We start from the raw sequence: 9,307 nt of genomic DNA, 5'->3' as shown, positions 1-9,307 counted from the left end.
CGTGGGTTGGCGTGTAGCGACGTCGATGAGAACGGCACTGGTGCTGGACGCTCTGGAGCAAGCTCTGTGGGCACGAAAACACAGACAAGGGTTGATCCATCATAGTGATAGGGGAAGCCAAGGCGGATTCAATCGGTCGACGCAACACCTCGATATTGGAGGTGTTACATGGGAAGATCATCTAGTTGGATCGCTGAAAAGACTGGGCGAGCACCGATGCGTTCGCCTGGTCGACCAAGCATCAATCAGCGGAGTACCAATCGCGCATTCTGGAAGCGAATAGCTGAGGGGTTATCGAGCGAGGATGCAGCTTTGGCGTGTGGTGTATCACAACCGTTGGGGCCACGGTGGTTCCGCGAGGCAGGCGGGATGGCACCCTCTAACTTGGTGCCACCCTCAGGGCGTTATTTGTCGTTCCCAGAGCGCGAGGAACTCGCACTATTGCGAGTCCAGGGGCACGGGGTTCGTGAGATTGCACGGTGTCTAGGAAGGTCACCGTCGACGATCTCGCGCGAATTGCGCCGTAACGCTGCGACCCGGGGCGGTGTGTTGGAGTACCGGGCCACAGTCGCGCAGTGGAAAGCAGAGCTAGCCGCCAAACGGCCCAAAACTGCCAAGCTTGCAGGGAATGGCTGGTTGCAGGCTTACGTGCAATCACGTCTGGCTGGCGAGGTGACCGATGCTGAAGGCAGACCTATTCCCGGCCCGAATGTGCCATGGCGAGGACGGCGGCATGGTCGCCGAGCCGACCGGCGGTGGGGAGTCAGTTGGAGTCCTGAGCAGATCAGCCGTCGACTGCGGGTAGACTTTCCAGATGATGAGACGATGAGGATTTCTCACGAGGCGATCTATCAGGCCCTCTACATTCAAGGCCGCGGTGCACTTCGTCGTGAACTGTCCGCGTGTCTGCGTACTGGCCGGGCATTGCGGGTACCACGAGCGAGAACCCAGCAGCGCGGTAAACACTACCTCTCGCCCGAGGTGATGATCAGCCAGCGCCCGGCGGAGGTTGCTGATCGCGCTGTCCCCGGCCACTGGGAAGGCGACCTAATCATTGGATTGAACAGCTCCGCAATCGGTACCTTAGTCGAGCGCACGAGTCGGTTCACGCTACTTCTTCACTTGCCGCCCATGCATGATCATGGAACGGGCGCCAGAGTTAAGAACGGACCTGCTTTGGCTGGTCACGGGGCTGAGGCTGTTCGCGATGCTATCGCCATAAAGATCGCCACACTGCCCGAACAGCTGCGGAAATCGCTCACTTGGGATCAAGGCGCGGAGCTGGCCCAGCATGCACAGCTACGACTTGATACTGGCTTGGCAATCTACTTCTGTGACCCCCGAAGTCCCTGGCAGCGTGGGACTAACGAGAACACCAATGGTCTGCTGCGCCAATACTTTCCCAAGGGTACTGACATTAGCAGGTATTCTGAGCATGAGCTTGACGCTGTCGCGACGACTCTCAACGACAGACCTCGTAAAACACTTGATTGGAAAACACCTGCTGAAGCTCTCAAAGAACTACTATTTTCAGCATCATAAGCCAGTGTTGCGACGGCCCCTTGAACCTAAGCAATATCTCTCGATCCGCTACACCGAGCGTATGGCTGACGAGGGTATCAATGCCTCAGTCGGCACCACCGGCGACTCCTACGACAATGCGCTGGCTGAAACCATCATCGGCTTGTTCAAAACGGAGGTGATCCATCATCGTGGCCCATGGAGGGGACTGGATGCCGTTGAGTATGCCACGCTGGAGTGGGTTGACTGGTTCAACAACCGCCGACTGCTGGAACCCATCGGAAACGTTCCACCAGCAGAACGAGAAAGGACGTATTATCGTCAACTGGAAGAGTCGGGTGAAGCTGCTTGACTCAAACAAACCGGTCTCCGGAATAACCGGGGCGGTTCACAGAGCCTCACCAGTTGTGTCAGTGGAGTCCCTATCTCTTCTTGAGACCTGCAATTCAGCAGGAATGAGAGAGAGGAACGATCATGGAACTTAATAAATTTGACGGCTTTGCAATCTGTGGTGACACCGTTACAGGTACGAATGGCCACTTAACCGTCACACTGATGCTCGACAATGATCCAGTGGTGACCCCGGACTTCTTCGATAGGTACTCAGATTCCGATAAGGAAGCTTTTGCTGAGCATAAGTGGTTCTTCGGTATGCTGTCCGCCAAGGTCGAAGTAAAGATAGGTAGCCAACCCGTGCTTTTGAGCGATGTTGAATTCGCAAGAAGTGGGGTTGAGGTCAATAGGGACGATAATAATGCCCGTCTTAACGCTAGTGCTTTTGAGCTGGCTCAGAATGCACTGGCTCGCGGCATCGAGCTTCTTGAAGGGATCGATACCGCCGCTGATAACATTCCAAAGCTCGAAATGTTCTGATGAGCTTTTCCTAGACCCCTCTCTTTTGAGGGGTCTTTCTCTTCACGCTGAACAAAGCATTTCTCACATCTTTAATTGCTGCTGTGCAACGTTCCCCCTCAGCCTCAGCCGCCAGGCAGGGCTGTTTCTAGGGGCTGACTGTGCAATATCCCCCCTGCCCAACAACGTCATTAGCAAGGCGCTGGTGTCATTTTCAACAATTGCTGCGACTAAACAATAATTGCTGCGACAATCTCTATGTTGAGTTTATATAGAGCGCGCCCTTGTGACCGTTTCTCTGAAACAATGCAAGCCGCACGTTGGAAAGCACTTGGCGTTGCCAAAAGTGTTGATACGGACGCTCCTGAGCGGCTCAGGAGCAGGACTCCCCAAGGGGGGCGTACATTCCCAGATAGAGATAATGGGTATCAAGTGGCGCTATAGTTATTGATGCTGCTACGTGCAGCCTCGGCGGGACCTTCTGCCGGTTGTCTCCTAATTCACCTTACCAGCCCCACAATAAGGATCGGCATCACAAACATGGCGGATAGCGGCATCTTCGGGTTGTAGGGTGCTGTGCGCAATATCGAAGCGCTCCCGCAATATCGTTTGCAGCTGCGGCAGTATCTCTTCCCATCGCTCCATCGCTTCCACATCGATATGTGCCACTAGAGCCTGGCTGTTTGATGACAGGCTCCAAATATGCATGTCATGGATAGCGCAGACACCGTCGACCCGGACTAGAGCGCAGCCGACTTCATGCGCATCAATTCCTTTTGGCACGCCTTCCATCAAGACATGCGTCACCTCACGCAGTAGCCGAATGGCGGACACCAGTATCAATAGGCTGACGAAAAGAGACAGGATCGGATCCGCAATGGGCGGCCCGTCCAGATAAATGACCGCCCCAGCAACCAGCGCAGCTACCGAGCCCAATAAGTCTCCCATTACGTGCAGAAGCGCTCCGCGGACGTTTATAGTTTGCTCTCCACGCATCAGCACCCAAGCCACTACGATATTCACCAGCAAACCGAGCCCGCCTATCGCCAAAACCATGCCTCCGGCAACGGCGGGTGTATCTGCCATGCGGCGGATCGCCTCGTAAGCGATGAATACGATCACCCCGAACATAAACAGCACGTTAAACAGAGCGCCGAGGATTTCAGCACGCTTGAGTCCAAAGGAGTGCTGACGCGATGCTGGCTTCTTGGCCAGCCAAGCAGCGAAGGCACCAATCCCTAGCGACAATGAATCGGTTAGCATGTGGCCTGCGTCCGACAACAGGGCAAGCGAATCAGCTATCAGGCCACCGAACACTTCGACAGCTGCAAAACCTGTAGTGAAGACCAGTGCGAACAACAAGGTCTTGCCGCCACTATGGCTATGATCGTGGTCTGACATTTATGTCTCCTTCGTTATTAGCCCACGAGACTTCCCGCGAGCCACCCCTACCCTCTATCAGGCCATTGGGTCGACAGGTTTTTTCCGCGCTAATATAAGGCAGGTTGTACCTGCCACATTACGTATTGGATATATTCATAGGAGCATTCTTGCCAAGAAGGTGGCGAAGAAGAACCAGATAGCGATAAACACGCCAGCAGCTATGCGGCTTACCGGGCGTTCAGAGGCTGCGTCAGCGGTTGCTCGGTGCTCGTTCATGACCTCTGGTGGTGTAAGCTTCACCACCAACAATATCCCGAGTGGGACAATGATGATGTCGTCCACGTAGCCGAGTACGGGGATGAAGTCGGGGATCAAGTCGATAGGTGAGACGGCATAGGCTGCGACAATCATTGCCAACACCTCTGCAAACCATGGGGTACGTGGATCGCGAGCGGCAAGCCAGACGGCGTGTACATCCCGTTTGATCGTGCGAGCCCATTGTTTAGCGTTCGAGATTAGTTCTGTTGTCATCAGGGACTTTCTCTACTCAGTACTCGTACCAACAAGAAGCAAGGCCAGTTCCTCAGTGCTGAAACACAGCAAGGAAGCCGGAGCGCATAACTGTAATCGCTTCATGGTAGAAATCACCCCAGGCGTAGGTGATGGTCGTACCGCGCCAGGGCCTTTGATCCTTTTCTTCGAGCGGGTGGCGGCCTTGATCATTGCTCTCATCCATATTGAATATTCTGTGTGCCAGGCTTCTTTCTCTCCTACTTGAGGTAGGACTTGATGACCTGTAGCACCGCGTCCAAATCTTGTTGCCGCTGCTCCAATTCGGGCTCCCTGACGATGTGATCAGTTAGGTGTCCCTCTATTATGGCTGCCATCAGCCCATTGACCGCCCCGCGAATCGCGGCAGTCTGTTGCAGCACGGCAGTGCAATCCCCTTCCTTATCAAGTTGCCTTTCCAGTGCGGCTGCCTGCCCCTGAATGCGTCGAACACGAGTTAGCAGCTTCGCTTTGTCTTTGATCGTGTGCATGTGGTCGTCTCTGTGGAGAAGGAAACAGTACAGGAGGTAGTATAGATACTAGGGGGTAGTATGGCTTGCTTGCAACAGAAGAAAGTTATGTGAATCGTTCATCCCAGCATGCCGCCTGTAACCGACTGCAACACATCGAGGAGGGCCCCGTGCTCCAGGTGCTGGCTCATCGTATCTATCGTCACTCGTTCCTGGCCCAGGTCACCGCCCTCGTCGGCAACGGTTTAACGACGGTCGCCCTAGCGCTGCTGGCCCATGACTTGGTGGCCGGGCAGGCTAAGATGGTGGCCTATGTGGGCATCGCGTCACTGGTCGAAGCCTACGCCTCGCGTCTGCCGCGCTGCTGATGGTGATGAGCTTCGATGTGCTGTTCCTGCTCAATAGTCTGGCCTTCCTGGTCGTCTCGGTGGTCCTGCTGTCGCCCCAAACTGCGGATGACGAAGCGCTAAGTGACTGGCGCAAGGTCTCCCACGGCATGCGAATCTACTTGAAAACGCCCCGGCTGTGAGGGATGCTTGCCCTGAACATAGCGGTTTCGGTCGCCGGGGCCATGCAAATCGTTAACACCGTGGTCTATGTCCGCTCCGGGCCTGGGCGAACAGGCGCTCGCGACCCGTCTCTGGCCGTCACGGGTTCCGGTGGCGCTCTAGCATGACCATGCTCCTGTGGAGCACTCCCATCTGCACTACCATGACGACCATCACCAGCATGAACATGAGGTCTGGGAGGGGTCTGAACCGCATCGCCATCCTCACCATCACCCGAGGGGCAGGCATCGACACATCTTTGTAATCGATTTGTCATCACACGAAATGGACGTCGTGACATGACAAAAAGGCACAAGAAACGTTTGTATGACCATTTTGGCTGACAACATCCTTCACTTACTGTAATACCGCATCCTGGGCACAAAGACGAAAGAGCATGATCTACACTTCAGCTCGAAGCTCCGGTTCCGGTGACCTGCAAGGAAAAGCATCAGTAGTTCGATTCTGCGTTTATGCTACGTGAACAGTCCTCTTTCCCAGAGGGTTGCTACGCATATTGCTTTAACACTGTCTCTGGATGACACAGATCAGGAAAGATCAATTAAAAAAAGCAGTATGTTCGGCTAACACTCCCAGGCCAATACCAATTAAAACGATCCCACCGATCAGCTCAGACCAGTGGCTAACGTATTTGCCAAATTGGTGACCCAATAAGGTGCCAATTGATGCCATGACAGTAGTGGCTAAACCAATAGCTAAGCTGGTAGCGATGATATTGGCATCAATAAAGGCAAGGCTTGCACCAACGGCCATGGCATCAATACTCGTAGCAATAGCCGTTAATATCAATAACCACAGTGTTTGCTTTTCTTGGGCTATTTTGTCTTCTTTGCATAGGCCCGAATACACCATATGTAAACCAATAACCAATAAGATTGAGAACGCAGCCCAGTGATCCCAAGCCTGCACAAAGCGCTGCGATGCTACCCCGGCCAACCAGCCCAGCAAGGGTGTTATGGTCTCGATAGTACCAAATATCAGCCCAATGCTGATGGCGTGCCGAAACGAGGGTTTTTGTAGCTCAGCGCCTTTGCTGATGGAAGCAGCGAAGGCATCTGCCGACATGGAAAAGGCCAAAATCAATATGGTGGCAAATGTCATGACATGGTGTCTCTAGCTGAAAATCCGACGCTCTAAACCAAGTCACCCAAAATTACTGCTATACTTAAGTAAATTCGTCGGGTATTAAAAGGCTCCCAACATTATCATTTCCGGCTAGATAAACAAGTCAAAACGTTAAAAATATAGTTCGTCTTGTATAAGACACTTAGCATAGGCTAGCCATGTTTCCTCAGTCTTTACTTTTAGCCTAGTTGCATTAATAAGTGAATTTTTTTTCAATAGCGTACATTAAGTGTGTTAATCCAATAGATATAAAATTATTAAGGTTCCAACTCCTGCAGCTCCTAATGCGTCGAGCGTATCTATCAAATCATTTTCAACTACTTTCAATACACTGATAGAATAATAACGTCCAAGTAACTGTGACATACCACTTGACGTTACACTTAATATGGCGATGATGATCTCGATTCTTTCTATTCCCGTTAACCACAGCAGAGTCGATAGTAAAGTAATTAAAACAACACTGGCTCTAAAGGAAAGCCATTTAGCAGAATGTATAGAGGTATTGACACCGTCTACCAAGCCCCCTGCTGTTGCCATTTTTTTGGGTAGTAGCCGTCTCCAAAAACCTTGGTTGGAGTCCAATAGATGCGATAAAACCATGTGCATACACCAGGATAGTTGAGCAGAGTGGAGAGCAGCTTGACATGGAATACTTAACGATCACTTAAGCATTCATTAATTGGCGAGGCTCCGGCACGTTTGGCTAATATCTTCTGCCTGCTGATATACGTCCGTTGCTACGCCAAGCAACCCCAGCACGCTGTGAAATAAGTTATCGTGGGAAGCGGCTTGATCAGAGACTTGGCGTAAGCACTCCGTATCGAGTCCTCGCTGCTTTGAAAATGAGTTGGAAAGCCACCAAACCATAGGCACATGGGTCTGTTCATCGGGAGCAATGGCATAGGGAATGCCGTGCAAATATAGGCCTTTTTCACCCAGTGATTCACCATGATCAGAGAGATAGATCATCGCAGTTGCGTAGTCATCCTGACGCTTTAACATCTCAATCACCTGATCCAACACAGTGTCGGTATACAGAATGGCATTGTCGTAGCTGTTGGTAATGTCGTCTCTTGAGCACTTGGCTAAATCAGCGGTGGTGCAAGCGGGAACAAAACGTTCGTAGTCATCAGGGTAGCGTTGGTAATAGCTGGGGCCGTGGTTGCCTAGCTGATGCAGCACAACAACCTGATCAGCTGAGGTACCGCTAATTTGCTTGGTCAAGGCTTGAACCAGTGCTTCATCCAAGCATCGCCCATCTTGACACAAAGAGGCATACTCTTCTGGCGATAGCGCTTTTGTCGTCACTCCGTCGCAGACACCTTTACAGCCTGACTGGTTATCAAGCCAGGTGACCTCTAACCCGGCGTGGGCTAATACGTCCAGCAAGGATTCATATTGCTGAGCATACGATTTAGCGTAATCGGCACGCCCTGGTAATGAAAACATGCAGGGTAATGAGACCGCTGTGCTTGTACCGCATGAGGAAACATCTGAAAAATTGATAACGTCAGGCTGCTGGGCAAGTTTGGGTGTGGTTTGGCGTTCATAACCATTTAACCCCCAATTCGCCGCCCGTACCGTTTCGCCCACCACGATGACGAGCAGTGTGGGTTTGTCACCCGCTTGTGAACTGATACTGGCGTCCTCACCCACCGGGGAACGCACCGTATTCGCGGAAGCGTGTTGGCTCGAAAGGGCCTGCGCCATCGAAACAATATAATTACCTGGGGTCACCAAGTAGCGTAGCTCTTTATTGTTGCGCATGAGTGACGACACTTCTTGGTAAGATAAGAAAATTGCTAACAGCAATATAGCAGTGCTGGCAAGGCAATAAGCTAAGCGACGCAACACTGCCTTCTTCCAAGTTGACTGTGTGATTTTAACGCGCCAAATCATGATGGTTGGCAAACAGAAAAAGAGCATTAAATGAATCAGTAATCCGGGTGTAAGAAGCTCCTGTGCCTCGTTAGTATCCGTTTGAAGCACGTTGTCTAACATTGAAGTATCAAAATAGGTGCCGTAATAGCTAGTAAAGTAACTGACGAAAGCGGCAATCAGAAAAAGTAAAGTTAATAATGGCTTTACCAGTGTTCGAAAAGCAATGCTAATAAAGGCTAAATAGTTAAGACAGGTCATCACCAAAAACATAGTGGCAAAGGTTAGCCACGTCTGGACGGCAAGAGGTTCATAGCCAGCAAAGGCTTGTTGCCAAAAAGGGACATTGTAAAAAACACTGAATATGACAACGGCCCATAAGACAAGCTGCTCCGTGCTTAATGTGGGGCGATAATGCCAAGCGGTGCCAACAGCATTTGAAGGCAATGATAGCAAAGTACGCATCGAAAAGATCTCTGAATGAAAAGATTAATGAACGCTGGGGTGTAATAAGAATCTTGAAAGGACAAAGCTTACGGTCCAACAAATCATGACGGTCCAGAGGTCGTGGGAGAGAAAGTGCGCCCCGCGGAACTGTTGAGTGATCCCAAACGTAAGGCCAAGCCCTAAACCCAGAGAAAGCCCTGCCCATCGCCAATGAGGCCGTATGGCGGCAAAAAAGAAGTAGAGGGCTATCCACGTATAGCCTGCGCTGGCATGCCCGGCGGGAAAGCAGGCGGATGCTGGCATGGAGGAAGGCCGTGTATTGAGCAAGCCAATAAAGTCTCGTTCCCCGCCATAGCGAACTAAATCCCAAGGGCATTCCATGTTCACAAGTTCCTGAATCCGTGAAGCCGGCGCCGACACTTTCCCTATCACCGCCAGCGAGCACTTTTTGATCATTCGCCCCGTGCAAGTTGGCTTTCGCAAGCCCGTTATTGCCAAAACCCACCGTGC

At 51.8% G+C, this 9,307-nt stretch carries 12 protein-coding genes and 2 pseudogenes; 6 read left to right on the top strand and 8 right to left on the bottom strand.

What is annotated here, in order from left to right:
- The 4 genes and pseudogenes from HZS80_RS22830 to HZS80_RS22815 all read left to right on the top strand — a co-directional run.
- Window positions 1–121 (top strand): annotated as a pseudogene (locus tag HZS80_RS22830) (IS3-like element ISAma1 family transposase); the annotation flags it as partial.
- A 47-nt stretch (window positions 122–168) separates the two neighbouring features.
- Window positions 169–1,542 (top strand): IS30 family transposase, encoded by a 1,374-nt coding sequence (locus HZS80_RS22825; protein ID WP_206604606.1) that lies wholly within the window; start codon window positions 169–171, stop codon window positions 1,540–1,542.
- A 31-nt stretch (window positions 1,543–1,573) separates the two neighbouring features.
- Window positions 1,574–1,873: pseudogene (locus tag HZS80_RS22820) on the top strand (integrase core domain-containing protein); the annotation flags it as partial.
- A 122-nt stretch (window positions 1,874–1,995) separates the two neighbouring features.
- Window positions 1,996–2,394, top strand: a complete 399-nt coding sequence (locus HZS80_RS22815; RefSeq protein ID WP_035561780.1) for a hypothetical protein — start codon at window positions 1,996–1,998, stop codon at window positions 2,392–2,394.
- Between the two features lie 474 nt (window positions 2,395–2,868).
- On the opposite strand, the gene HZS80_RS22810 is transcribed toward HZS80_RS22815, so the two are convergent.
- From HZS80_RS22810 to HZS80_RS22795, 4 genes are all read right to left on the bottom strand, one after another.
- Complete coding sequence (locus HZS80_RS22810; protein ID WP_045812307.1) at window positions 2,869–3,774, bottom strand: cation diffusion facilitator family transporter; 906 nt, start codon at window positions 3,772–3,774, stop codon at window positions 2,869–2,871.
- Window positions 3,775–3,909: 135 nt separating this feature from the next.
- Window positions 3,910–4,287, bottom strand: coding sequence for a YkvA family protein (locus HZS80_RS22805; protein ID WP_035561783.1), 378 nt, complete (start codon window positions 4,285–4,287; stop codon window positions 3,910–3,912).
- 52 nt (window positions 4,288–4,339) lie between these two features.
- Window positions 4,340–4,492: a hypothetical protein gene (locus HZS80_RS22800; protein WP_157738124.1), complete on the bottom strand. Its 153-nt coding sequence runs from the start codon at window positions 4,490–4,492 to the stop codon at window positions 4,340–4,342.
- Window positions 4,493–4,526: 34 nt separating this feature from the next.
- Window positions 4,527–4,796, bottom strand: a complete 270-nt coding sequence (locus HZS80_RS22795) for a metal/formaldehyde-sensitive transcriptional repressor (protein ID WP_035561786.1) — start codon at window positions 4,794–4,796, stop codon at window positions 4,527–4,529.
- Window positions 4,797–4,885: 89 nt separating this feature from the next.
- Between HZS80_RS22795 and HZS80_RS23755 the strand changes: the two genes are divergently transcribed.
- Window positions 4,886–5,143, top strand: a complete 258-nt coding sequence (locus tag HZS80_RS23755; protein ID WP_235272584.1) for a hypothetical protein — start codon at window positions 4,886–4,888, stop codon at window positions 5,141–5,143.
- A 5-nt stretch (window positions 5,144–5,148) separates the two neighbouring features.
- Window positions 5,149–5,304, top strand: coding sequence for a hypothetical protein (locus tag HZS80_RS23750; protein ID WP_235272583.1), 156 nt, complete (start codon window positions 5,149–5,151; stop codon window positions 5,302–5,304).
- 577 nt (window positions 5,305–5,881) lie between these two features.
- On the opposite strand, the gene HZS80_RS22785 is transcribed toward HZS80_RS23750, so the two are convergent.
- The 4 genes from HZS80_RS22785 to HZS80_RS22770 form a co-directional block, all read right to left on the bottom strand.
- On the bottom strand, window positions 5,882–6,445 hold the full coding sequence (locus tag HZS80_RS22785) for a manganese efflux pump MntP (protein WP_035561792.1): 564 nt from the start codon (window positions 6,443–6,445) through the stop codon (window positions 5,882–5,884).
- Between the two features lie 258 nt (window positions 6,446–6,703).
- Window positions 6,704–7,072 (bottom strand): hypothetical protein, encoded by a 369-nt coding sequence (locus HZS80_RS22780; RefSeq protein ID WP_144408646.1) that lies wholly within the window; start codon window positions 7,070–7,072, stop codon window positions 6,704–6,706.
- 75 nt (window positions 7,073–7,147) lie between these two features.
- On the bottom strand, window positions 7,148–8,815 hold the full coding sequence (locus tag HZS80_RS22775) for a phosphoethanolamine transferase (RefSeq protein ID WP_035561795.1): 1,668 nt from the start codon (window positions 8,813–8,815) through the stop codon (window positions 7,148–7,150).
- Between the two features lie 24 nt (window positions 8,816–8,839).
- Window positions 8,840–9,178: a phosphatase PAP2 family protein gene (locus tag HZS80_RS22770; RefSeq protein ID WP_246362481.1), complete on the bottom strand. Its 339-nt coding sequence runs from the start codon at window positions 9,176–9,178 to the stop codon at window positions 8,840–8,842.
- Between the last annotated feature and the right edge of the window lie 129 nt (window positions 9,179–9,307).

Origin of the sequence: Vreelandella glaciei (genome assembly GCF_013415125.1) — a bacterium.
In the GTDB taxonomy this organism is placed as follows: Bacteria; Pseudomonadota; Gammaproteobacteria; order Pseudomonadales; family Halomonadaceae; genus Vreelandella; species Vreelandella glaciei.
The sequence above is the reverse complement of the archived record's forward strand: the minus strand, read 5'-3'. Positions and strand labels throughout refer to the sequence as shown.

What these genes read in the sequence shown, in the direction of transcription:
- HZS80_RS22810 (WP_045812307.1), bottom strand. Translation starts at nt 3,774, where the DNA reads ATGTCAGACCACGATCATAGCCATAGTGGCGGCAAGACCTTGTTGTTC.
- HZS80_RS22770 (WP_246362481.1), bottom strand. Translation starts at nt 9,178, where the DNA reads ATGGAATGCCCTTGGGATTTAGTTCGCTATGGCGGGGAACGAGACTTT.
- HZS80_RS22795 (WP_035561786.1), bottom strand. Translation starts at nt 4,796, where the DNA reads ATGCACACGATCAAAGACAAAGCGAAGCTGCTAACTCGTGTTCGACGC.
- HZS80_RS22815 (WP_035561780.1), top strand. Translation starts at nt 1,996, where the DNA reads ATGGAACTTAATAAATTTGACGGCTTTGCAATCTGTGGTGACACCGTT.
- HZS80_RS22800 (WP_157738124.1), bottom strand. Translation starts at nt 4,492, where the DNA reads ATGGATGAGAGCAATGATCAAGGCCGCCACCCGCTCGAAGAAAAGGAT.
- HZS80_RS22785 (WP_035561792.1), bottom strand. Translation starts at nt 6,445, where the DNA reads ATGACATTTGCCACCATATTGATTTTGGCCTTTTCCATGTCGGCAGAT.
- HZS80_RS22805 (WP_035561783.1), bottom strand. Translation starts at nt 4,287, where the DNA reads ATGACAACAGAACTAATCTCGAACGCTAAACAATGGGCTCGCACGATC.
- HZS80_RS23750 (WP_235272583.1), top strand. Translation starts at nt 5,149, where the DNA reads ATGAGCTTCGATGTGCTGTTCCTGCTCAATAGTCTGGCCTTCCTGGTC.
- HZS80_RS22825 (WP_206604606.1), top strand. Translation starts at nt 169, where the DNA reads ATGGGAAGATCATCTAGTTGGATCGCTGAAAAGACTGGGCGAGCACCG.
- HZS80_RS22775 (WP_035561795.1), bottom strand. Translation starts at nt 8,815, where the DNA reads ATGCGTACTTTGCTATCATTGCCTTCAAATGCTGTTGGCACCGCTTGG.
- HZS80_RS22780 (WP_144408646.1), bottom strand. Translation starts at nt 7,072, where the DNA reads ATGGTTTTATCGCATCTATTGGACTCCAACCAAGGTTTTTGGAGACGG.